We start from the raw sequence: 23,503 nt of genomic DNA, 5'->3' as shown, positions 1-23,503 counted from the left end.
CTTCCCGCCCTGCCTGTCCGAGCCCGCAATGACCGACACCCCTGCCGACGACACGATCCTGCCCTACGACCCGGCGGCCACCACCCGCGTGTATCTGGCGACCGCCGCCGGCGGGCTGGCCCCGCTGGTCGCACGGGAGCTGGAGGGCTTCGGCGCGACGAATCTGCGCGAGGACCGCGCCGGCATCCACTTCCGGGCGGACCTTGCCACGCTGTACCGCTGCCTGCTCGGCAGCCGGGTGGCCAGCCGCATCCTGCTGCCCCTGGCCCGCTTCGACGAACCCGACGGCGATGCCTGCCACGCCGCCAGCCGAGCCCTGGACTGGCCCGCCCTGTTCGGTCTCGGCGCCACCTTCGCGGTGGACGTGACGGGCAAGAGTTCGCACATCCGGCATACCCATTTTGCCGGGGTGCGGGTGAAGGACGGCATCGCCGACGCCTTTCGCGCCGCCACCGGCGAACGCCCCGACGTGGACGCGGCCGACCCGGACGTACGCGTACTGCTGCAACTGCAGGGCCGGCAGGCGCAGCTGAGCCTGGACATCGGTAACGGGGGCCTGCACCGACGCGGCTATCGCGGCGCGGGCGGCCAGGCCCCGCTGCGCGAGAACCTGGCCGCCGCGCTGCTGATTCGCGCCGGCTGGCCGGAGCACCTGGAGGCCCATCCGGACGCGCCGTTCCTCGACCCGTTCTGCGGCAGCGGGACGCTGGTGATCGAAGCGGCGCTGATGGCGACCCGTACCGCACCGGGGCTGCTGCGCACGGGATTCCGGGCCCGGGGCTGGTCCGGCCATGATGCGGAGCTCTGGGACCGCTGCCTGGCCGAGGCCCGCGATACCGTACGCCCCTGGCAGGGCCCGCCCCTGCTGGGCAGCGACCGCGACCGGGGCGCGGTGGCCGCCGCCCGCAAGGCGGCCCGGGCCGCGGGTGTGGACGACTGCACGCGCTTCGATCAGGCCGATGCCCTGACCCTGGAGCCCCCGGCCGATCACGGCATGCTGGTCAGCAACCCGCCCTACGGCGAACGCATCGGCAACACACCGGAGCTGATCAAGCTCTACAGCCTGCTGGGCGAGCGCCTGCGCAGCGCGTTTGGCGGCTGGCACGTCGCCCTGCTGGTCGCGGACACCACCGACTCGCAGCGGCTGGGCCTGCGTGCCAGCCACAAGCACCGCTTCTACAACGGCACCCTCGCCTGCCACCTGCTCCAGTTCGAGATCCATCGCCGCGAGGAACCGCCGGCTGCCCCGGCGCCGGACTTCGCCAACCGGCTGCAGAAGAACCTGCGTCACCTGACCCGCTGGGCGCGGCGCCAGGGCATCACCTGCTACCGCATCTACGATTCCGACCTGGCCGAATATCCCCTGCAGATCGACCGCTACGAGGCGGAAGACGGGACACTGCATCTGCATGTGCAGGAGTTCGCCGCCCCCGCCAGCGTCGAGCCCGCCCGAGCCGAGGCCCGCCTGCGTGGCGCACTGGCCGCCACCCTGGAGGTCACCGGCGTCGAACCCGCGCACCTGCACTACAAGCAACGCCGGGCCCAGAAGGGACGCTCGCAGTACCAGCGCGCCGAGGCCGCCGAGGCCGCGCCCTTCACGGTGGTCGAACACGGCTGCCGCCTGCGGGTGGACCTGGATGCCTACCTGGATTCCGGACTGTTCCTGGACCACCGCCCGATGCGCCTGCGACTGCAGCAGGAATGCCGCGACCTGCGCCTGCTGAACCTGTTCTGCTACACCGCCGCGGTCAGCGTGCATGCCGCGGTGGGGGGCGCACGCCAGACCGTGTCCGTGGACCTGTCCAATACCTACCTGGAATGGGCCGAGGCGAACTTCCGCGCCAATGGCCTGGAGGCCGAGATCCGCGATGGCCGCAGCCGTCGCCTTCCGGGCACCCACACGCTACTGCGCGAGGACGTGGTGCGCTGGCTGGAGGGCGCCACCGACATGCCCGGCATGGTCTTCGAGCGGATCTTTCTGGACCCGCCCACCTTCTCCAACTCCAAGCGCACCGAGGATGACTTCGAGGTCCAGCGTGATCATGTGCCGCTGATCCTTGCGGCGGCGCGCCTGCTCACCCCGGATGGCGTGCTGTACTTCTCTACCAACCGTCGCCGCTTCGAGCTGGACCACGCGGCGCTGACCGGGCTCGTTGCCCGCGACATCACCCGCGAGACCCTGGACGAGGATTTCCGCCGTCCGCCGCCTCCCCATCGCTGCTGGGCAATCACACCCGCCAACGCCGGATAGCCGGATCCCCGAGGCGCTTCCGCCGACCCGCGCGACGCCCTGCCAACATGCAGTGAGGCCACAAAAAAACGCCCCGGACCAGCCGGGGCGTTTCGTCATCACCGTGTCAGGATCAACTCGGTGGGTAGTAGGTTTCCAGGTAGTCCAGGATCTCTTCCTCCACTTCGGGAGAAAACTCCCAGAGCCCCTGGGTGTCCTGCATCCAGCGGATCTGTTCCAGCCAGATCTTGCGGGTGTACCCGCGGCTCGTGAACAACCGGGCCGAGTGGCAGACCGTGCAATTATTCTTGACGGTATCGAACCCCGGGGCCTTGAGCAGGCCGGTTTCCGGATCGGTCTCGTACTCCTCGGCGGCCTCGACGTGGTCGCCCGCGATCGCGGGCGCCACCCAGAGGAGGCCGAGGATGGCCGGCAACAACAGGACCATCTTCGACTTCATTAGTGCTCCTTACGCTTTGACTCGGACATCGATGTGGTGGGCCTTGTTGTTGCCGTAACCGCGCGGGTTCCAGCCCGGCAGCACCATCGGCTGACGGTCACCCTTGCTGTTGGTGGCCACGGCCCACACCTGATAGAAGCCCTGCTCGGGGAACTCGATGTCCGCCTCCCAGGTTTGCCAGGCAAACTTGTTGACCGGCCGCTTCAGGTCGGCCTTCTGCCAGGTCACCCCGTAGTCGGTCGACACGTGGAGCTCCTCGACATCGCCGTAGCCATCCCACGCCTTGCCCTCGACCTTCAGCGTGCTGCCAGCGGAGGTCTCGACGCCGGTCTGCGGATACGTGATCAGCGACTTCACCGGCATTTCCTCGAGGACGACCATGTCCTCGTTCGGCACGTCAGCACCCGGCTCCACCGGATGACGCGGCACGCGGTAGCTGTGGCCGGTCATGCCCTGACCGTCATGCTCGCGGTCGCGCACCAGGATCTCGGTCAGCCACTTGCCGCTGGCGGAACCCGGGAAGCCAGGCGTAATCAGGCGCAGCGGGTAGCCGTGCTGTTCCGGGATGTCCTCGCCATTCATCGCCCAGACGATCAGGGTCTCGTCCTCCAGGGCCTTGCGCATCGGGCAGCCACGGGACAGGGCGTCCAGGTCGTCGCGACCGCTGAGGTGGGCATCGCCCGCCTTGTAACCGATGTACACGGCCTTGTCCGCGTCGTAGCCGACGTCTTCCAGCACGTCGCGCAGGCGCACACCGGTCCAGGTCGGGCAGCCGACCGCACCCAGATCCCACTGGTTGCCACGCGGGGACGGCTCGAATGCGGCACGGCCGTTGCCGCCACACTCGATCCAGATCTGCAGGGTATGGTGCTCGAACTTCTCCTTGAGATCGGCGATCGTGTAGGACTTCTCCTGATTTGCCGCCTCACCGTGCACGGTGAGGGTCCAGGCCGCGGCATCGATGCCGGCCTTTTCCGGCGGGACACCGTTGTTGCGGATGAACATGTTGGGGAACGGGGTGACCTCGTCGTGCAGGAGGTGCGGCGGCAGCTCGCCGTTGATCGGGCGATCATTCAGCCAGATGAACCCGTCCACCTTGCCGTCCACGTGGAAGCCCTCGATGCCGGCGGCGACGGCGCTCGACAGGGTGCTGCGGTTGAACATGGTCTGCATGGCGGTTTCCGCCCCCATGCCGAACACGGCCAGGGCGGCGCCGCCCTTGCCCAGTTTGCCCAGGAAGCTACGGCGGGCCGCGCCCGTCTCGGTCAGCTCCCCGGTTTCCTTGATCTCTTCTTCGGATTTGTTTTCCAGCTCGGTATGGTCATTCTTGTGGTCTGTCATTTGCCAGCCTCCGGCTTGTACTTCGGATCGAAATCGCATGTGCTGCCCCTCTCTCCCTGGGACAGCCGAGTGCAGTTTTAGTACATCCTCTAAAAACCTGCAATAAAAGATCGGGATTTTTTACGGATTCCAGAATACCGCTTCTAACACCTGTATTCGGGGCTCGGAATACGGTGTAGAATACCGACCACAACGACACTGCAAGTGACTGACAATAAAGAATGATCACAAAGTTTTAATATTAGTGGAATCTACATAATGAACAACAGAATTCATCAGTTCGCATATACCCCTATTGTTATATTTTCGGCTGCGCTGGTTGCGGCCCTGATGGTCACGGGAACCGCCGGTGCGGAATCCGAGCCCTCCATCGAAATTCACGAGGTGGAACGCGGGGAGGGTCCCGAAATCGTTCGCCACGACACGGCGATCCTGCATTACACCGGGACCCTGGAAGACGACGGCAGCGTGTTCGACTCCAGTCGCGAGTCCGGTACACCGTTCGCGCTGACCCTCGGCCGGGGCCAGGTCATCCCCGGCTTCGAACAGGGGGTGATGGGCATGCGCGAGGGTGGCAAGCGCGAGATCGTGATCCCGCCGGAGCTTGGCTACGGCGAACGCGGCGCGGGCAACATCATCCCGTCCAACGCCACGCTGCGCTTCGAGGTCGAGGTGCTGGAGGTCGAGCGGGCGCCCTTCAGTGGCCTGGACAACGAGGGACTGGCGGAGAAGATCGAGGAAGGCGCGACAATCGTCGACATCCGCCGGCCGGACGAGTGGGCGGAGACCGGCGTGATCGAGGGCAGCCATCGCATTACCGCTTTCGACGAGAACGGCGACCTGCATCCGGAGTTCGGGCAACGCTTCACCGACCTGGTGGACCCGGACGAAGAGGTCGTGCTGATCTGCCGCGTGGGCAACCGGACCAGCGCCCTCGCCCGCGCGCTGGCGGACGGTCTCGGCTACGACAACCTCTACAACGTGACCGACGGCATCATGGAGTGGTTGGCCGAGAACCGTCTGGTGCAGCACGACTGCCCCGAGGCGGCCGAAACGGCCCAGTGCTAACTATGGGCTGAGCCGGACCGGGAGTCCGGTTCCGGCTCGGCGTCTGCGACGTCGAAATCCAGCCGCTGGTTCGTGCCCGGGCCAGCGTCTTCTTCCGCTTCTGGCGGTGCCAGGCTCAGCCCCGCGTCCGACGCCACGTCGGCCAGATCGCGGATCTGGTCCAGCGGCGGCAGCTCCTCCAGGCGCTTGAGCCCCAGGTCGTCCAGAAAGCCGCGCGTGGTCGCATACAGCGCCGGGCGTCCGGGGACCTCCTTGTGACCCACCACGCGCACCCATTCGCGCTCCTGCAGCGTGCGCATGATGCCCGAGCTGACCGCCACCCCGCGCACGGCCTCGATCTCCGCGCGCGTGACCGGCTGGCGGTAGGCGATGATCGCCAGCGTCTCCAGCAGTGCCCGCGACAGGCGCGCCGGGCGTTCGGGCTGAGCCGCCTGTACGGTGGCGGAGAAACGCGAGCGCACGCGGAAGCGATAGCCCCCGGCGGACCGAACCAGTTCAATGGCGCGGTCCCGGTAGCGCTCCTCAAGACGGCCCAGCGCCTGTTCGAGTAACGCCTGATCGATCTCGCCGAGGTCCTCGCAGGCCGCCTTCAGGTCGCGGGGGGCGACGGGCTCGGCGGCCGCGAACAGCACCGCCTCCACCGCCAGTTCGACGGCCCGCAGCTGATCGTCATCTGCGGCCGCCACGGGTGCGTGGATCGTTGAATCCATCGTGTCGCTCACGCCGGCACTCCCCCCTCATCGTCTACGGCCGCCCCGCGCCGGCGCAGCCGGATGGGGCTGTAGGGCTCGCTCTGGCCCCATTCGACCAGGCCCGCCTTGGTCAGCTCCAGCACCGCCAGAAACGATACCACCACGCCCTGGCGCCCCTCGGCAGCCAGCAGCAGGGCCACGAAATCGGTGAAGCGCTCGGGGTGCAGGCTGTCGAGGATGCTGGACATACGCTCGCGCACCGACAACTGTTCGGTGGAGACATGGTGGTGCGCCATCAGACTGGCGCGGTGCATCACCGCGGCCAGGGCCTCCATCAGCTCGTCCATGCTCGGGGCCGGGGGCGGCGGGCCCTCCAGTGCCTCGACGCTGGCGCCCGCGGCGAACACGTCACGGTCCATGCGCGGCAGGGCATCCAGGCGCTCGGCCGCGGTCTTGAACTGTTCGTACTCCTGCAACTGACGGATCAGGGCCATGCGCGGGTCGGCGTCCTCGTCCGCCTCGGCCTCCGTCGGCCGCGGCAGCAGCATGCGCGACTTGATCTCGGCCAGCAGCGCGGCCATCACCAGGTATTCGCCGGCCAGCTCCAGACGCAGCGCCCGCATCACCTCGATGTAGGCCATGTACTGGCGGGTGATCTCGGCGATGGGGATCGCCAGGATGTCGAGGTTCTGCCGCCGGATCAGATACAGCAGCAGATCCAGCGGCCCCTCGAAGGAGTCAAGAAAGACCTCCAGGGCATCGGGCGGGATGTAGAGATCGGCCGGCAGCTCGGCCACCGGCTCGCCATGCACGCGATAAAGCACCTCGCCGTCCGCGCCGGTCTCGACCGTCGCGGGGCGCTCGAGGCCGTCGTTCGCGTCAGCGTGCGGATCCATGCCCCGGGCTCATCGCAGGTAGTCCAGCCCCATGGCCCGGCGCACCTCTTCCAGGGTCTCGCGGGCCTCCTCGCGGGCCGCCTCGGAGCCCTCGACGATGATGGACCGGACCAGCGCCGGGTCCTCGGCGTATTCCTTCGCGCGCTGCTGGATCGGCTCCAGCTCCGCCTGCACCGCCTCGATCAGGGGCCGCTTGCAGTCCAGACAGCCGATGCCGGCCGTGGTGCATCCGGCGTAGAGTTCCTCGCGCTGGCTTTCGCTGGTGTAGACCTTATGCAGGTCCCACACCGGGCACTTGGCCGGATCGCCGGGGTCCGTGCGCCGCACCCGCGCAGGGTCGGTGGGCATGGTGCGAATCAGGCTCTCCACCTCGGCCGGCTCGGTGCGCAGGCTGATGGTATTGCCGTAGCTCTTGGACATCTTGCGCCCGTCCAGCCCCGGCATCTTCGAGGCCGGAGTCAGGCGCGCCTGCGGCTCCGGCAGGATGATCTTGCCGCCCCCCTCGAGGTAGCCGAACAGGCGCTCGCGGTCGCCCAGCGAGATGTTCTGCTGCGACTCGAGCATCGCCCGCGCCACCTCCAGGGCCTCGTCCTCGCCCTGCTCCTGGTAGCGCTTGCGCAGGTCGCGGTAACGCTTGGCGGCCTTCTTGCCCATCTTGTCGGCAGCGGCCTCCGCCTTCTCGGCGAAGCCCGGCTCGCGGCCGTAGAGGTGGTTGAAGCGGCGCGCGATCTCGCGCGTGACTTCCAGGTGCGATACCTGGTCCTCGCCCACCGGGACCATACCGGCGCGATAGGCCAGCACGTCCGCGCTTTGCAGTACCGGATAGCCGAGGAAGCCGTAGGTCGCCAGATCCTTCTCGCGCAGCTGCTCCTGCTGGTCTTTCCAGGTCGGTACCCGCTCCAGCCAGCCCAGCGGCGTGATCATCGACAGCAGCAGATGCAGCTCGGCATGCTCGGGCACGCGCGACTGCACGAACAGTGTCGCGGACCCGGGGCTGACCCCTGCCGCCAGCCAGTCGATGACCATCTCGGTCACATGCTGCTGCAGGTCACCGGGGTCCTCGTAGTGGGTGGTCAGCGCATGCCAGTCGGCGACGAAGAAGAAGCACTCGTAGTTGTGCTGCAACTCGATCCAGTTCTTCAGCACACCGTGATAATGGCCCAGATGCAGGCGCCCGGTGGGGCGCATGCCGGAGAGCACACGCTGGTTGCTACCCTGATTGCTGCTCACGGAATCAATCCCTTCCTGTCAGGAAACGGGCGCATCCACGCCCGGTCAGTCGTCTCAGAACATGCCGCCGGAAAAGGCGAACAGCATCGCCAGCAGCATGGCCGTGCGATCCACGTCGTTGATATGCACCCGGCCGTCCGCCATGGCCAGCGTGCTGTGCCAGTACCCGGCCTCGGCATCGCGGCGGAGCCAGCCGTCAGCCGCCAGGGCGTGCAGCTGTGCATCCAGGTCGATATCGGGATAGGCGGCGTCGAATTCGGCCACCCATTCCAGCCCGAGACGCAGTTCGCTGTCCAGCCGCAGCGTCTCCAGCGGACGGGTAGCGAAGGTCTGTTGCGTGCCGTACAGCCCCAGTTCGGTGTCCAGCGCGACCTGACGCGCCGGCTCCTCGTTCAGGGAGGCCTTGAGCTCGACCACCGGGCGGTGCTCGATCATCCCGCCGACGGCGTCGATCATCGCCGCGCCGATCAGGGCAGTGCGCTGCTCGCCCTCGATGCCACGCGCCTCGATCGATTCCAGTTCGCCGAGCAACTGCAGCAGGCTGGGACGGTCCCAGCGCAGGATGCCCGCCTGCAGGTCCAGGGCGCTCAGCGTCAGCGCATCCCCGGCGCCGTCGTCCATGCGCGCCTGCTCGACCTGCAGGCGCAGGCGCGAGTCCATGCGGTCGTTGCTGGTCTGCTGGAAGGCATCCAGACGCGGGCGCTCGATCCGCAGCCGACTCGCCTCGCCCTCGCGCAGCTCCACCACGGACGCCGCCAGGCCGCCCTCGTAGTCCGGCAGGCGCCCAAAGACCCCGTCGGCGTCGGCCTCGAACACCGTGGCGTAGCGGGCGTCCTGCGCCTCCCAGACGAAGGTGTCGTCCGACAGCCTCAGCTCCGGCAGATCCAGACTCACCAGGATCTGCTCGGCCGACCAGGCGAACCGACCCTGGCCGGCCGCCAGATCCAGCCACAGCGGGCCACCCACCGTGGCGGCATGCTCGGCCACCTCGGGCACGCTCATCAGGTCCATGCGCAGGTCGTCGAACGCAACGCGCGTCGTCACGCCACCGCCGATCCCCGAGCGCGAATGCACCTGCAGATCCAGCGAGCGCAGCAGATGGCCGAGCAGGGAATCGTCCGGCGCCGCCAGGGTGTCGAGATCCACGAACGAATCGCCGCGCGCCCCGAGCAGACCGTGACGGATATCGTGCACCAGCGGGATCTCGAAGCGCCCGTCGGGGTCTTCCAGGATCAGCTGGCTGCGGCCGCTGGCGCCCAGGTAGCCGCGTTCGTATTCAAGCATCTCGTGGCGCAGCTGTACCTCGCCCAGCTGGGCCTCGTGCGTTCCGGCAACGGTACCCTCCACCTGCTTGCCGACCACGACCGGCCACACAGCGGCCACCGCCAGCACGACCACGGCCAGAACCACCCACTTACGCATTGCGCCTCCCTGCGGCCGTGCCGCGCCGTAGCCTCGGTATGCGGCCGGGGCTATTCATCCAGAAATCCCACATCGCCCATCCCGTGACGGATCACCTCGGGCACATCGCCGGTCAGGTCCAGCACACTGGTCGCCTCCAGGGTCCCGGCCCCGCCATCGACCACCAGGTCCACCACCTTGCCCAGCCGATCCTCGATCTCCCAGGGTTCGCTCAGCGGGTTCTCGTCCCCGGGGAGCTGCAGGGTCGCCGACATCAGCGGTGATCCGAGCTCCGCCAGCAACGCCGACAGGATCGGACTAGCCGGCACACGCAGCCCGATGGTGCGCCGCTTGGGGTGTTGCAGGCGCCGCGGCACCTCGCGGGTGGCAGGCAGGATAAAGGTGTAGGGCCCCGGCGTAAGTGCCTTCATCAGGCGAAACGCGCTGTTGTCCACCTTCGCGTACACGCCCAGCTCGGAGAGATCGCGGCACAGCAGGGTCAGATGATGGGTCTCGTCCACCTGGCGGATACGGCGGATCCGGTCCGCCCCGGTCTTGTCCCCCGGCAGGCAGGCCAGGGCATAGCAGGCATCCGTCGGCAGGGCGATCACGGCCCCGTCCTGGAGCCGGTCCAGGACCTGCCGGATCAGCCGGGGCTGGGGGTTTTCGGGGTGGATCGAGATCATGGATCGATTCGACGCGGGGATCGGCTGCGCAGTGTAGCGCATCCGCCGCCACACCCATAAGAACGCGCACGGGCCGGCCAGCCGCGGCCCGCCCGCGCGGAAAGGGGAAAACTGCGAACCCGGAGCGCGAGGCGCGGCCAGTGATCGGTTACGATGCACCCAAAATCAAGGAGAACACCCCATGCTGTACATGATCCAGGGCCAGGACGCCCCCGACTCGCTGGATGCCCGTCTCGCCGCGCGGCCCGAACACGTCGCCCGGCTGCAGGCCCTGCGCGACGATGGCCGGCTGGTCCTGGCCGGCCCCTGCCCCGCCATCGACAGCAACGACCCGGGCCCGGCCGGCTTCACCGGCAGCCTGATCGTCGCGGAATTCCCGTCCCTGGAAGCCGCCCGCGCGTGGGCCGACGCCGATCCCTACGTCGCGGCCGGCGTGTACACCGCGGTCGACGTACGCCCCTTCAAGCAGGTGTTCTGATGCGACTTCGTCCCCTTGCCACCACGCTCGCCACCCTGGCCTTCGCCGGTGTGCTGGTCGCCTGCGACGCACAGGAGGCGCCCGCACCGGATGCCGAAACGGACGCGATCACCACCGATACCGACGACGTCGACACCGTCGCCCTCGTCAACGGCGAGCCCATCACCCGGGCCGACCTGTTTACCTACTCCGGCATGGACGAGGACCCGGGCCTGGCCGAGGGGGATGGCACGCTGGAAGAGCTGATCAGCCTGGAGCTGTTGCGCCAGGAGGCGGTCAACCGCGGCCTGGATACCGATGCCGAGACCCGGCGTATCCTGCGCATGGTAGAGACCAACCTGCTGGCCTCGCTTTTGATGGAACGCATCACCGCGGAGCTGGAGATCACCCGCGACGACCTCGAGGCGGAGTACGAACGCCAGGTTGAGCAGATGCGCGGCACCGAGTACCGCGCCCGCCATATCCTGGTCGAAGAGGAACAACAGGCCCGCGAACTCCTCGCGGAGCTGGACGACGGCGCGGACTTCGGCGAACTGGCGGAGGCCCATTCCATCGACCCCGGCTCGGCCGCCCGCGGCGGCGAACTGGGCTGGTTCTCTCCGGAACAGATGGTCCCCGCGTTCAGCGACGCCACCGTGGCCCTGGAACCCGGCACCACCACCGAGGAGCCGGTGGAGAGCCGCTTTGGCTGGCACCTCATCCGTCTGGAGGAGACCCGCGACACACCGGTCCCCGAATTCGAGGATGTGCGCGCCGAACTGGTCGAGATCCTCGAAAGCCGCGCCATCCAGGAATTCCTGGAGACGCTGCGCGCGGATGCCGACATCCAGATCCCGAACCGGCCCGCCAATCAGTAGTGGGGCAAGCCCCGGGCCTCAGTGCCTGTGGTGTCCGCCTTCGGCATCCATGCCGGGGGCGTCACCCTCCATCATATGGCCACCCGAATGGCCGCCACTGGCACCCTCGCCACGCTGGACGCGGGCGTGGATCTCCATGGTCCCGCCATCCTCGAATTCCAGGATCACAGGGATCCAGTCACCGGCCGTCAGCGGCTCGTGCAGCCCGATGAACATCAGGTGCAGGCCGCCCGGCTCCAGCACCAGGGTCTCGCCCGCCGGGAGTTCCAGCCCGTTGACCTGACGCATGCGCATCACCCCGTCCACGTGGGCATGCTCGTGCAGTTCCACCACCTCGGAGATCGGCGCCTGCGCCGCGACGATCCGGAGGTCCTGCTCGCCATGGTTGCGCAGCACGAAGTAGCCGCCAGTCATGTCTCCCGGCATCAGCCGAATCCAGGGCGTCCCCTCCATCTCGAGGCCCGCCCGACACTCGCAGACCTCGGGCTCCCCGGCCAGCGCGGGTGCAACCGCGCCGCCCGCCAGAAGGGTGGTCGTCAGCATCACTGCCGGAATCAGCGTGGATCCTTTCATGGCCTTTCACCTCATTTAAGCAAAACGTAATATTGGCATAACTGGGGCTTTCAGGAACCTGCGCGGTTCCCCTACAAAACCCGGTGGTAAGATAACGCCCGCGACGGGAACCTCCGGCCCGCAGGCGCCTCCAAGCGACGGGCCGCACCCGCCCCGCCGAACTGCCAAGCCACAAACGAGACGCCCATGCCGCGCGCCCTCCGCCGAGCCCTACTTCCCGTCCTGATCCTCGCCGTCGCCGTGGTGGGCTTCATGGTCCTGCGCGCGACCGGGCCCGAGGCGCCGCCGCCGGAGGCCAGCGAGCGTACCTGGCCGGTGCAGGGCGTGACCGCCGAGCCCGGGACGCACCGGCCGGGGGTGATCCTCAACGGGCGCAGCCGCTCCGCCCGCGATGCCCAGCTGCGCGCCGCGGTGGAGGGCGAGATCGAAGCCGTGCCGGCGCGCGCCGGCCAGCGCGTGGCCGCCGGCGACACGCTGGTGCAGATCGACCCGCGCGAGGCCCGGCTGCTGCTGGACCAGCGCGAGGCCGAGCGCCGCGAGCTGGAGGGCGCGGTCGAAAGCGAGGAACTGCGTGCCCGCTTCGACCGCGAGGCCCTGCAGCGCGAGCGCGAACTCCTGGCGATCGCCGAACGCGGCCTGGAGCGCGCCCGCGACCTGCGCGAGCGCAACCTTGGCTCGGAATCGGATCTCGATGCCGCCCGCGAGCGGCTGCAGCAGGCCAGCATCACCGTGGACAACCGCGAGCAGGCCGTGGCCGACGCCCCGATGCGCAGGGCCCAGGCCGAGGCCCGCCTGGCACGTGCCCGCGCCGCCGAGTCCCAGGCCGAGATCGACCTGGAACGCACGACCATTCGCGCGCCCTTCGACGCACGTATCGTGGAGGTCGACGTCGCCGCGGGCGAGCGCGCCCGACCAGGAGACCCGTTGCTGCGCCTGTTCGCGGTGGATGACCTGGAGATCCGCGCCAGCCTCCCGGAACACCTGATCGCCCGGGTCGAACGCCTGCTGCAGGGGGACACACCCCTGCCCGCCCTTGCCCAGGTCGCCGGCCACACGGTCGAGACCGAACTGGTGCGCCTGGAGGGCGAGACCCGCACTGGCGATGCCGGGATGCGCGGGGTGTTCGAGGTGCGCTCCGGGGGCGAACAACTCCCGCTGAACCGTTTTGTCGAACTGCGCCTGCAACTGCCGGAGGAACCCGACAGCCTCGCGGTGCCATTCGAGTCCCTGTTCGGGCGTGACCGCGTGTTCCGAGTGGTCGACGGGCGCCTGGAGTCGCTGCAGGTCGAGCGCCTGGGCGATTTCATCGATGCGGACGGCAATACCCTCGCGCTGATCCGCAGTGACGCCATCGCCGCCGGCGACACCCTGATCGCCACGCGCCTGCCGAATGCCGTGGATGGCCTGCGGGTCGAGGTGGAACAGCAGGATTCCGGTCGATGAGCGAAGCGGAACCCGGCAACTCGCCGGCATCCGGGCAGCCGATGCCCGGGGGCGGCGCGCAGGACCCTGACCGGCCCCCGCGCGGGCCGATCCAGCTGTTCCTGGAACACCGCCTCGCGGCCAATCTGCTGATCGCGCTGATGCTGCTGGCCGGGGCCTTTGCCCTGACCAAGCTCAACACCCAGTTCTTCCCCAACTTCGAGCTCGACTTCATCACCGTGGAGGTGCCCTGGACCGGGGCCAGCGCGGAGGATGTCGAGCGCGCCATCGTCGACCCGCTGGAGCAGGACCTGCGCACGGTGGACGGCCTGCGCAACATGACCTCCACCTCGGCATTGGGCATCGGCGTGGTGACCATGGAGTTCGAGGCCGGGACCGACATGACCCTGGCGCTGGAGCAGGTCAACGACCGGGTGAACCAGCAGCGCAACCTGCCGGAAGCGGCCGAGACCCCGGTGGTCACCCGTGTGATCCGCTACGAGCCGGTGGCACGGCTGCTGCTGACCGGTCCCGAAGACCCCCAGCAGCTGCGCATCCTCGCGCGTCAGTTCGAGCGCGAGCTGCTGGATGCCGGCATCGCGCGCATCGAGTTCACCGGCCTGACCGAAGACGAGATGGCCATCCAGGTGCCCTCGGCGACGCTCTATCGCCTGGACATGACGCTGGCGGACATCGCCGAGCAGATCCGCGCGATGGCTCAGGACCTGCCGGCCGGCTCGGTGGGCCGCGACGACACCGCGCGCCAGATCCGCAGCCTGGAACAGGCCCGCGACATCGTCAGCTTCGAGCGGCTGGTCCTGCGCGGCGACGGCGAACTGGGACGCCTGACCCTGGGCGACATTGCCACCCTCGACCTGCGCCACCGCGACGGCCAGGTGCGCGCCCGCGCCAACGGCCAGCGCGCGATCGAGATGCAGCTGCTGCGCTCGGAGACCGGCGACTCGCTGGAGGCCGCGCGAGTGCTGGAGGACTGGCTGGAAGAAACACGCCCCGCCCTGCCTCCGGGTGTCGATCTGCAGGTGACCGACGCCTTCTGGGAGCTGCTCTCCGAACGCATCACCCTGCTGCTGAAAAACGGCCTGGGCGGCCTGCTGCTGGTGCTCGGGATCCTGTTCCTCTTCCTCAACCGGCATATCGCCCTGCGCGTGGCGCTGGGCATCCCGATCGCCTTTACCGCCGCGTTCGTGGTGCTGTGGGTGGTCGGCGGCTCCATCAACATGATCTCGCTGTTCGGCTTCATCATGTCGCTGGGGATCATCGTCGACAACGCGATCGTGGTCTCCGAGCACGCCTACAGCCTGCACCAGCGCGGGCTCTCGGCCAGCCGTGCCGCGCGCGACGGCGCCCGGCGCATGGTCGGGCCGGTGATCGCCGCCTCGCTGACCACGGTGGCGGCCTTCCTGCCGCTGATGCTGATCGGCGGCATCATCGGCAACATCCTGTTCGACATCCCGCTGGTGGTGATCTGCGTGATCGTCGCCACGCTCCTGATCGCCTTCCTGATCCTGCCCGCGCACCTGAAGGGCGTGATGCACCGACTCCAGCCGCCGCGCGCCGGCAGCCTGCGCGAACGCTTCGACAACGGCTTCGAGACCTTCCGCAATGGCGCCTTCCGCCGCGCGGTCACCGTGTCGGTTAGCCACTCGGGCACCACCCTGGCGCTGGCGGTCGGCGCGCTGATCCTCGCCATCGGCCTGGCCGCCAGCGGACGCATCGGCTTCACCTTCTTCCCGTCGCCCGAGGGCACCATCGTCAACGCCGGGGTCAACTTTGTCGCCGGCACACCGCCGGAGCGGGTCGAGGCCTTCCTGATCCACGTCGAGGAGGCCCTGGCCGAGACCGAGGAAGCCCTAGGCGGCGACCTGGTGCGCGCCTCCGTCACCCGGCTCGGCCGCGGCATCGATCCCGGCGACGGCAACGCCCCGCGCGGCGACCAGTTCGGCAACATCCAGGTCGAACTGGTCTCGCCCGAGCAGCGCGAAGTGCGTAACCGCGAGTTCATCCAGGCCTGGGAGGAGCGCGTGCGCCAGGCCCCCGGGATCGAGAACTTCAGCATCGACGAACGCCAGACCGGGCCGCCCGGACGCGACCTCGAGGTGCGCCTGACCGGTGATGACCCGCACGTCCTGAAGAACGCCGCCCTGGACCTGGCGGAGATTTTCGATGACTTTGCGGGTACCTTCGCCACCAACGACGACACGCCATTCGGTCGCGAGCAACTGGTGTTCCAGGTCAAGCCGGAGGGCCGCGCCCTGGGCCTGACCACCGAATCGGTCGGCGCCCAGCTGCGCGACGCCTATGACGGCCACCTCGCCCAGCTCTACCAGGACGGGCTGGAAGAGGTGGAGGTGCGCGTGCGCCTGCCGGATGCCGAGCGCCATTCCAGCGAGAGCCTGGAGCGCCTGAATCTGCGCCTGCCCAGCGGCGAGTTCGTGCCGTTGGGCAGCGTGGTGGACCTGCGCTCGCGTCAGGGCTTCGAGACCCTGCGCCATGCCGACACCCGTCTGGCGATCCAGGTCTCCACCGAGGTCGACCGCAGCGTGAACAACGCCGCGCGCATCCGTGCGGCGCTGGAAGACGGCCCGCTGGACGACCTCGCGACGCGCTACGGCATCGAATACTCGTTCGAGGGGCGCGCGGCCGACCAGGCCGAGACCTTCGCCGACATGCGCACGGGCCTGGTCCTGGCGCTGGGGCTGATGTACATCACCCTGGCCTGGGTGTTCGGGTCCTGGGGCTGGCCGTTGATCGTGATGGCGATCATCCCGTTCGGCATCCTCGGCGCCCTGCTGGGCCACTGGATCCTTAACGTGGAGCTGACCATCCTGTCGCTGTTCGGCCTGTTCGGCCTGACCGGGATCGTGGTCAACAACTCGATCATCCTGGTCAGCTTCTATCAGGGCCTGCGCGAGGCCGGCCTGGCCCTGCAGGAGGCGATCGTCGAGGCCGCCTGCCAGCGCCTGCGCGCGGTGATCCTGACCTCGGTCACCACCATCGCCGGCCTGACCCCGCTGCTGTTCGAGCGCTCGGTCCAGGCCCAGTTCCTGATCCCGATGGCCATCTCCATCGTGTTCGGCCTGGCCATCGCCACCGTGCTGGTACTGTTCGTGATCCCCGCCCTGCTGCGCCTCTACGAAGGCCGCTTCGACCGCGGCGCCACCCTCACCCACCACGCCACCGACTAACACTTGCATGTGGCCCACCGCTAAGAGGGCCAGATCAAGAGCGATCGACAGGAAGGTTCGAAGATGGGAAGGATGATTTGGGTGTGGACAGCGTGATCTGGCCAGCACCCTGACACTCCCGCACCCCTGCCACACCAGCTACGGCCAAACCCAATCCCTCTTCCTGTCTTCACATCTTCCTGTATACCGCTTTTGACCTTCACCCTCAGTGGCGGGAGCGATCGGCGAGGTGGACGGGGATGGAGGCGAGCAGCGCGGCGAGGAACAGGAACAGGCAGAACAGGATGGCGTTGGCCAGCCCCAGCCAGGCCTGCAACAGCCCGATCCCGGCCAGTCCGAAGATCGCGGCCGCGCGCGCCGACAGGGCCCAGAACCCGAACCAGCGCCCGGCCTCGCGCACCGGCACCATCATCCCGACCAGCGCGCGGCCGGCCGACTGCGCCGAGCCCAGGCACAGCCCGGCGACAATCCCCACGCCGAGGAACACGATCTGCGCCTCCACCGGCCGGCCCAGCAGTGCGCTCAGCCACTGCGCGATGGTCGTGGTGCCGAAGATCGCCAGCACCGCCAGCGCCCATAGCGCCAGGGTCAGCCGATAGATCCGCACCGGCCCGGCACGGTCCTGCAGGAAGCCGAAACCGATCGCCCCGATGATCGCGGTGACCTGGGTGATCACGAACATCGCGATGCGCACCGGCTCGTCCCACTGGATCACCTGCGAGCCGTAGATGAAGGTGAAGGAGATGATGATGTAGATCCCGGCCATCATGAAGAAGATGGAGACATACAGCGCGCGCAGCTCACGGCGCTGCCCCAGCGTGACCAGCGCCTCGCGCACCCGCCGCCAGCCGAGCCCCAGCTGCATGCGCCGGTGCATGCGTCGGCGCGTGCCGCGCTCCTTCAGGAACAGGAAGGTCGGAATCGCCGAGATCAGGAAAAACACCGCGGCGAACGGCCCCACCCAGCGGATACGCTCGAAGTTCTCGGCGCTGACCTCGCCCAGCAGGCCCAGGGCAAAGGCGGTGGCGATCAGCCCGCCGATATAGCCCATGCCCCAGCCCAGCCCCGAGATCCAGCCGAGCTTCTCCGGCGGCCCGAGGCTCGGCAGGAAGCTGGCGATGAAGGATTCGCCGATCGCATAGCCGAAGTTGGAGGCAATGATCAGCGCCATGCCGAACAGCACCAGCCCCGGCTCGACGAAATACAAAAGCCCCGTCGTCACCACCGTCAGGATCCACGAGGCCATCAGGAAGCGCTTGCGCGAGGCCGTTGCATCCATCACCGCCCCGGCGAACGGGGCCGCGATCACCACCATGGCGTAGCTGATCGCCAGCGCCAGGCTCCACAGCAGGTTGCCCAGGCGGTAGTCCGGGGCATCCCCGACGATGATGCGGGTAAACAGATCGCCGAAGATCACCGTGATGATCAGCAGCGTGTAGGCCTGGTTGGCGAAGTCGAACATCGCCCAGCCGAAGATCTCGCGGCGCGGGGCGGGGGCGTCCTCGGGGTGGCGCCGAATCAGCGGCATGCAGGCATCCTGGTGGGCGTGACGGCCGCCATGCTAACGCAGCTCGGGGAAACACTGATCCATGCTGCCCTCAGCGATCCCGGATCACCAGCGCGTCGCCATCGCGCTCGACCGCGAAGTGTTCGAGGAAGCTGCGCCCCAGACGCGAGCGCGGCAGGTCGCCGTCCGGCAGCACGATCGCGCTGACCCCCGCACGCCGCAGCCCCCCCACCTGGAGCTGGTCGATGCGCACCCGCTGGCCATGCCGTGTGCCGAGCTCGTCACGAAAGCGCACCGAGCGCCCCTGGTCGGGATCAATCCCGACGCGCCCGGCATCCGAAGCGCGCAGCAGCACGGAGTCGGCCTGCGGGTCGACCACCAGGGTCACCGCCGTGCCGTTCAGGCCAGCAGTAACGGCGTGATCCCCCCGCGAATCGCGGTGCACCCGAACCGCTCCAGCCTCCCCCGCCGAGGGATCCGGGCGTGCCGGCGCGGGCCGCGGCTGCACCCGCAGCTCGCGCTGCTCGCCGCGATACTCCACCAGGGCCATCCCGGGGCCGGTGCGCAGGACCCGCATGCCACCGGGCCCCGTATCCCCGGTCGACACCACCGCTCGCTCGTCGCCCACGGACACCACGGCACGTTCGCCGAACACCGCGTGCAGCCGAAGCTCCTCCGCGGCAACCCCCAGAGGCAGCCAGAGGGCCAGGAGCCCGACGAGCCAGAACCGGCGCCCCGTCAAAGCCCAGGCCGAAACCATTGCATGCGCTGTACGATCCATGGGCCGGTTATACCGGGTTCGGCTGAACGAAGCCCGAACGTCCGCAATGGCACCACGGACACACCACGGCCCGGGCCCGCGCGCCTGCTACCATCGGGGCATTCCCCTTCGCGTGGAGCTGCCGTGTCCCGCCAACCGTCTGACGATTCCGCCCGCCCCGGCCCGACCACCCATGTCGCGCTGCGGCATGCCTTTACCGTAACCGTACTGGTGATCGGGCTGTGGCTGATGCACATGAACCTGCGGGTCCTGCCGGAGGCCGGCGTGGTGGTGCTGTGGATCGCCGTGACCCTGCTGATCGCCCATGGCGGCTTCCGCCGTCATCGGGTACAGCGCGCGGCGTTCCTGCGCGGCTACCTGGAGCCCACCAGCCAGTGGCCCCGACGATTGCGCGGCGGCCCGCTGATGGCCCTGCGCCACCTGGTCATCGGTGCCCTGCTGGGCGGCCTGCTGCTGATCACCCTCGCGCGCATCCCGACACAGGAGGTCTGGGCCGTGCTCCTCGTCGCCGGTTTCGTGCTGGTGAGCGGCGAGGCCCTGTTCGCCCGACTGCTGCGCGGGCACGCCCACCCCCGGTTCGCCCCGGAGCTGGCCCGCCGCGGGGCCCTGCGCCTGACCGGGCTCCTGCTGATCGCCGCCCTGCTGATCCTGGCCCTGCAGGCGCGCTATCCCGACCTGACCGGCGCCACACTGGAACAGGCGGTGTGGTTCCTGGTGCATCACGAGGCCGCGCGCAGTCACCTGCTGGAGGCCGGGCTGCAGCTCGCCGCGGCGCAGGACGGCCTGCGCCTGTGGCTGGGACAGCAGTGGTTCCCGCAGGGAGTGGAGTCCCTGCCGGCCCTGCTCGGCTGGCTGCTGGTGCTTGCGGAACAGGCCTTCCTCGCGGCCGGGTTCCTGCTGCTGGCCAACGGCCTGCTGCCGCTGCGACCGGCCACCGACACCCTGGGCGATCCGCGCAACGCGCCCGTGATCGAGTAGTCGGGTCCGGAGCCACCGACCCATGACCACGCCGGCAGCGCACACCACCTCCAGCTCAGCCCGCGCCGGCCTGTGGCTCTGCATGACCCTGCTGGCGAGTCTCGCCCTGCTCTGGCTCGCCAGTCAGCACGAGCCGCGCGACTGGGACGCGGACGGCGCGCTGACCCTGCAACTCGGCGAGCAGCGCTACCAGCTCGACCACCAGCGCCTCACCGCGCTCGAGCGCTACACGCTGGAGTGGCTGGAGGCCGGCGACACCGCCGCCCGCGAGCACTGGCAGACCCGCGTGGACGCGGAACTCGAGGCCCGCTTCGCCGCCCTCCATGACCGTGTCCCCGAGGTCGTGGACGGGTACTACTCCCTCGGCGCGGAATACACCCGGCTGTGGCGGCGCGGCGTACAGTGGCTGGGCGACGCTGACCCGGATGCCGGGGCCCGCATGCTGCGCGAACAGCTGCTACCGGACGCCCTCTGGGACGAACCCCTGGGGGAACTCGCGACCCGCGTCGAGTGGGGACTGGACGAACAGCAGCGCCAGGTCCGCGATGCCTGGCGCCTGGAACTGATCGACCGCCTGGCGGATGCCCGTATCCCCAACCCGCCACCCCGCGCCACGGCCACCTCGGCCGCCGAGATCGAACGCGGCCACGCCCTGCATACGGCCCTGGACATCGACCTGGAGCGCTTCGATCAACGCACCGGCCTGGCCGCGACGGCCGCCGCCGGCAGCGGCCTGGCCACGCCCCTGATCGCCCGCGCCGTGCAGGCCCGTCTGGCCGCCCGCACCACCCAGGCGGGGCTGGCCCGCAGCCTGGGGCGCGCCGGACGCGCCGGGGCCCTGGGCGCCGGGGTCTGCGCCTGGAGCGGACCGTTCTCGCTGGGCTGCGGCATCACGGCGGCCGGGGCCACCATCATCGGTGTCGACTGGCTGTTGCTGCGACTCGACGAGGCCCGCCATCGCGAGGATCTGGAAAAGGCCCTGCACGAGGCCCTGGACGTACTGGAGACCGAGACCCGCCAGGCGCTGCAGCAGGCGATCGCCGAGCGCGCGGAGGCCCGCCACGCGGCCAGTCGCAGCGCGGTGGAGAACACCTTCCAGCCCTGGCAATCGAGCCGGACACGCTGACCGGAACGCCACGCATCGACACGCCCCCTGCGGGGCCTCGCAATGACAGGGAAAGTGAGCACCGTCATCGCGAGGCGCATCGCGCCGTGGCGATCTCCCGGGGCAGCCCCGGCGCCGGCCTGGGCGGACGTCGGGGGGTCGTCCGGAGATGGCCACGGCCCCTGCGGGGCCTCGCCATGACGGGGAGTGGACACACTGGCGGCAGCGTCCCTGGCGCTCGGCCTTACGCCCCTCCCCAAGACCACGGGGACCTGCCCATTGGGTTCAAATGGAACTTTACGACAGGGATTCTCGGCAGTCGGGCGGTGCTGCGTTACACTCCGCGCACCGTTTCCACGCGCCCGCGTAGGTCAACATGAACACGATCCCCACCCGCCACAAGGCCGTCCCTGTCCGCGTCGGCAACGTCACCGTCGGTGGCAATTCCCCGGTGATGGTGCAGTCGATGACCAACACCGACACCGCCGATGCCCTGCGCACCGCCGTGCAGGTGGCGGAGCTGGCGCGCGCCGGCTCCGAGGTCGTGCGCATCACCGTCAATTCGGAGGACGCAGCCAGGGCCGTGCCGGAGATCCGCGAACGCCTGGATGTGATGGGACTGGAGGTGCCGCTGGTCGGGGACTTCCACTTCAACGGCCACAAGCTGCTGACCAAATACCCCGAGTGTGCCGAGGCGCTGGCCAAGCTGCGCATCAATCCCGGGAATGTCGGCCGCGGCTCGAAGCGCGACGCCCAGTACGCCGCGATGATCGAGACCGCGATCCGCTACGACAAGCCGGTGCGCATTGGCGTGAACTGGGGCAGCCTGGACCAGGCCCTGCTCGCGCGGATGATGGACGAGAACAGCCAGCGCGGCGAGCCGGCCGCGCCCGAGGCGGTGATGCAGGAGGCGCTGATCGCCTCGGCGCTGGAGAGCGCCGCCGAGGCCGAACGCATCGGCCTGCCGCATGACCGCATCATCCTCTCGGCCAAGGTCAGTGGTGTGCAGCCGCTGATCAGCGTCTACCAGGACCTGGCCGCGCGCTGCGACTACCCGCTGCACCTCGGGCTGACCGAGGCCGGCATGGGTGCGAAGGGCATCGTCGCCTCCACCGCCGCGCTGGCCGTGTTGCTGCAGCAGGGCATCGGCGACACCATCCGCATCTCGCTGACCCCGGAGCCCGGCGGCGACCGTACCCAGGAGGTCCTGGTCGCCCAGGAGATCCTGCAGAGCATGGGGCTGCGCAGCTTCCTGCCGTCGGTGGTCGCCTGCCCCGGCTGCGGTCGCACCTCCAGCGAGTACTTCCAGCACCTGGCGCAGGACATCCAGTCCTACATCCGCCAGCAGATGCCGAGCTGGAAGCAGCAGTACCCGGGCGTGGAGGAGATGACCGTCGCGGTGATGGGCTGCGTGGTCAACGGGCCCGGCGAGAGCAAGCACGCCAACATCGGCATCTCCCTGCCCGGCACCGGCGAGCAGCCGGTGGCCCCGGTCTACGAGGACGGCGAGAAGACCGTGACGCTCAAGGGCGAACGCATCGCCGAGGAATTCCAGGCCCGCGTCGAGGCCTACATCGAACGCCGCTACGGCTAGAAAAATCCATAATCACCACGAAGCACACGAAGGCACGAAGAAAAGCGATCGCACCACAGAGGGCACAGAGAACACAGAGAAATTCAAAGAAGGTTTCGATGGAGCTCAAACCCGCCGAGCACAGCGAAACGGTTCAACCCCCTATCGGCCTTTCTCTGTGCACTCTGTGGTGCAAAAGCCCTTGACCTTGATCTCCTTCGTGCCTTCGTGGGCTTCGTGGTGAATAACCAACCCGCGCCGGGCCGACGCGGGTAGTAGGTTAGAAGTTGTAGGTGTAGCCGCCGACCAGAAGGTCCTGCGCGCCGCTTTCGTCGCGTGAGCCGTAGGTCAGCGAGAAGGTGCCGAAGTCGGTCGCGTGGGCCGCGCCCAGTTCCCAGAACACGGCGTTGTCGTCATCGGCGGGACGATCCTGGCCCACCTCGGCGAAAAGCTCGGTACGCGGGGCCACCTCGAATGCCGTACCCGCGAAGAATTCCCGGCTACCCCGGGCGTCGCGATCATGGGCATGGGCCAGGTAGTTCACCCCCGTGTATACCGGCCCCCAGTCAACCACCACAAAGGTCTCGCCCTCGTAGCGCTCGTCGAGATCGGTGTAGTGAAAGTGCTCGTAGCCGAACTCGATACCCACCGAGCCGACGTCGAAGCCGTAGCCGACGAACGGGACGATCTCGCTGCCGCGGCCACTGCCAAGAGTGGAGGCCTGCACGCCGGTAAACACGCCGGTGGGGAAGCCCAGCTCGAAGCCGCCCTGCACCACCGGGTCGTTGTCGGACTTGGACGCACCGTCATCGATGTAGTCGGTGAACACGCCGATGTTGAATTCGGCCTCGGCGGCCTGGATGGCCGGGATGCCGAAGGCGAAGACCCCGGCCACGGTGGCGGCCAGCACGCCGCGCTGGAAGTTGCGATGGTTCATGTCGATTCCTCTTCTATCAAACGTTCTTTGCAGGCGTGTTGCCGGATTCTGTCTCCGGCAACACGCGTCGGGTTCCCCGGCA

At 68.7% G+C, this 23,503-nt stretch carries 20 protein-coding genes; 9 read left to right on the top strand and 11 right to left on the bottom strand.

Annotated elements, in window-relative coordinates; genetic code table 11:
• Window positions 1–28: 28 nt before the first annotated feature.
• The gene (gene rlmKL / locus F614_RS0103850; RefSeq protein WP_019558306.1) at window positions 29–2,251 is read left to right on the top strand and encodes a bifunctional 23S rRNA (guanine(2069)-N(7))-methyltransferase RlmK/23S rRNA (guanine(2445)-N(2))-methyltransferase RlmL; all 2,223 of its coding nucleotides are present in this window, start codon (window positions 29–31) and stop codon (window positions 2,249–2,251) included.
• Window positions 2,252–2,363: 112 nt separating this feature from the next.
• Here the strand turns inward: rlmKL and F614_RS0103845 are convergent, their stop codons facing one another.
• Together F614_RS0103845 and F614_RS0103840 are read right to left on the bottom strand one after the other, a co-directional pair.
• The gene (locus F614_RS0103845) at window positions 2,364–2,690 is read right to left on the bottom strand and encodes a hypothetical protein (RefSeq protein ID WP_018866503.1); all 327 of its coding nucleotides are present in this window, start codon (window positions 2,688–2,690) and stop codon (window positions 2,364–2,366) included.
• Between the two features lie 9 nt (window positions 2,691–2,699).
• Window positions 2,700–4,031, bottom strand: a complete 1,332-nt coding sequence (locus F614_RS0103840; protein WP_019558305.1) for a sulfite oxidase — start codon at window positions 4,029–4,031, stop codon at window positions 2,700–2,702.
• 330 nt (window positions 4,032–4,361) lie between these two features.
• On the opposite strand from F614_RS0103840, the gene F614_RS0103835 reads away from it, so the two are divergent.
• Window positions 4,362–5,099, top strand: a complete 738-nt coding sequence (locus F614_RS0103835) for an FKBP-type peptidyl-prolyl cis-trans isomerase (RefSeq protein ID WP_018866501.1) — start codon at window positions 4,362–4,364, stop codon at window positions 5,097–5,099.
• Here the strand turns inward: F614_RS0103835 and scpB are convergent.
• The 5 genes from scpB to F614_RS0103810 are packed head-to-tail and all read right to left on the bottom strand — an operon-like array spanning window position 5,096 to window position 10,004.
• Window positions 5,096–5,809, bottom strand: a complete 714-nt coding sequence (scpB, locus tag F614_RS0103830; protein ID WP_018879492.1) for an SMC-Scp complex subunit ScpB — start codon at window positions 5,807–5,809, stop codon at window positions 5,096–5,098. The two genes, F614_RS0103835 and scpB, sit on opposite strands and share 4 nt — an antisense overlap.
• A gap of 8 nt (window positions 5,810–5,817) precedes the next feature.
• Entirely contained in the window at window positions 5,818–6,687 is an 870-nt protein-coding gene (locus F614_RS0103825; protein ID WP_018879491.1) for a ScpA family protein, read from the bottom strand.
• Window positions 6,688–6,696: 9 nt separating this feature from the next.
• On the bottom strand, window positions 6,697–7,917 hold the full coding sequence (locus F614_RS0103820; RefSeq protein ID WP_018879490.1) for a tryptophan--tRNA ligase: 1,221 nt from the start codon (window positions 7,915–7,917) through the stop codon (window positions 6,697–6,699).
• Between the two features lie 54 nt (window positions 7,918–7,971).
• On the bottom strand, window positions 7,972–9,339 hold the full coding sequence (locus tag F614_RS0103815) for a DUF945 family protein (protein ID WP_018877940.1): 1,368 nt from the start codon (window positions 9,337–9,339) through the stop codon (window positions 7,972–7,974).
• Between the two features lie 50 nt (window positions 9,340–9,389).
• Complete coding sequence (locus tag F614_RS0103810) at window positions 9,390–10,004, bottom strand: L-threonylcarbamoyladenylate synthase (RefSeq protein ID WP_019558304.1); 615 nt, start codon at window positions 10,002–10,004, stop codon at window positions 9,390–9,392.
• Between the two features lie 181 nt (window positions 10,005–10,185).
• On the opposite strand from F614_RS0103810, the gene F614_RS0103805 reads away from it, so the two are divergent.
• Both F614_RS0103805 and F614_RS0103800 read left to right on the top strand, forming a co-directional pair.
• On the top strand, window positions 10,186–10,482 hold the full coding sequence (locus F614_RS0103805; RefSeq protein WP_019558303.1) for a YciI family protein: 297 nt from the start codon (window positions 10,186–10,188) through the stop codon (window positions 10,480–10,482).
• Entirely contained in the window at window positions 10,482–11,339 is an 858-nt protein-coding gene (locus F614_RS0103800) for a peptidylprolyl isomerase (RefSeq protein WP_019558302.1), read from the top strand. Before F614_RS0103805 ends, F614_RS0103800 begins: the two co-directional genes overlap by 1 nt.
• A gap of 18 nt (window positions 11,340–11,357) precedes the next feature.
• Here the strand turns inward: F614_RS0103800 and F614_RS0103795 are convergent, their stop codons facing one another.
• Window positions 11,358–11,912, bottom strand: a complete 555-nt coding sequence (locus F614_RS0103795; RefSeq protein WP_038037212.1) for a copper chaperone PCu(A)C — start codon at window positions 11,910–11,912, stop codon at window positions 11,358–11,360.
• Window positions 11,913–12,098: 186 nt separating this feature from the next.
• Here F614_RS0103795 and F614_RS0103790 point away from each other — a divergent pair, with 186 nt between their 5' ends.
• Window positions 12,099–13,355 (top strand): efflux RND transporter periplasmic adaptor subunit, encoded by a 1,257-nt coding sequence (locus tag F614_RS0103790; protein WP_018876182.1) that lies wholly within the window; start codon window positions 12,099–12,101, stop codon window positions 13,353–13,355.
• Window positions 13,352–16,540 carry an efflux RND transporter permease subunit gene (locus F614_RS0103785; protein ID WP_019558300.1) on the top strand — a complete coding sequence of 1,063 codons (3,189 nt, stop codon included), beginning with the start codon at window positions 13,352–13,354 and terminating at the stop codon, window positions 16,538–16,540. The genes F614_RS0103790 and F614_RS0103785 overlap by 4 nt, the downstream gene beginning before the upstream one ends.
• A gap of 205 nt (window positions 16,541–16,745) precedes the next feature.
• Here the strand turns inward: F614_RS0103785 and F614_RS0103780 are convergent, their stop codons facing one another.
• Together F614_RS0103780 and F614_RS0103775 are read right to left on the bottom strand one after the other, a co-directional pair.
• The gene (locus F614_RS0103780; protein WP_019558299.1) at window positions 16,746–18,068 is read right to left on the bottom strand and encodes an MFS transporter; all 1,323 of its coding nucleotides are present in this window, start codon (window positions 18,066–18,068) and stop codon (window positions 16,746–16,748) included.
• Window positions 18,069–18,138: 70 nt separating this feature from the next.
• Window positions 18,139–18,807: a TIGR02281 family clan AA aspartic protease gene (locus F614_RS0103775; RefSeq protein ID WP_018876179.1), complete on the bottom strand. Its 669-nt coding sequence runs from the start codon at window positions 18,805–18,807 to the stop codon at window positions 18,139–18,141.
• Window positions 18,808–19,008: 201 nt separating this feature from the next.
• Between F614_RS0103775 and F614_RS0103770 the strand changes: the two genes are divergently transcribed.
• From F614_RS0103770 to ispG, 3 genes are all read left to right on the top strand, one after another.
• Window positions 19,009–19,806 (top strand): hypothetical protein, encoded by a 798-nt coding sequence (locus F614_RS0103770; RefSeq protein ID WP_369771866.1) that lies wholly within the window; start codon window positions 19,009–19,011, stop codon window positions 19,804–19,806.
• A gap of 22 nt (window positions 19,807–19,828) precedes the next feature.
• Entirely contained in the window at window positions 19,829–20,932 is a 1,104-nt protein-coding gene (locus F614_RS0103765; RefSeq protein ID WP_019558298.1) for a hypothetical protein, read from the top strand.
• A gap of 355 nt (window positions 20,933–21,287) precedes the next feature.
• Entirely contained in the window at window positions 21,288–22,505 is a 1,218-nt protein-coding gene (ispG, locus tag F614_RS0103760) for a flavodoxin-dependent (E)-4-hydroxy-3-methylbut-2-enyl-diphosphate synthase (RefSeq protein ID WP_019558297.1), read from the top strand.
• 259 nt (window positions 22,506–22,764) lie between these two features.
• On the opposite strand, the gene F614_RS0103755 is transcribed toward ispG, so the two are convergent.
• Window positions 22,765–23,421 carry a TorF family putative porin gene (locus tag F614_RS0103755; RefSeq protein ID WP_019558296.1) on the bottom strand — a complete coding sequence of 219 codons (657 nt, stop codon included), beginning with the start codon at window positions 23,419–23,421 and terminating at the stop codon, window positions 22,765–22,767.
• Between the last annotated feature and the right edge of the window lie 82 nt (window positions 23,422–23,503).

It is taken from the genome of Thioalkalivibrio sp. ALE12 (genome assembly GCF_000381105.1).
Lineage (GTDB): Bacteria > Pseudomonadota > Gammaproteobacteria > Ectothiorhodospirales > Ectothiorhodospiraceae > Thioalkalivibrio.
This window is presented reverse-complemented; position numbering and strand designations above follow the sequence as displayed.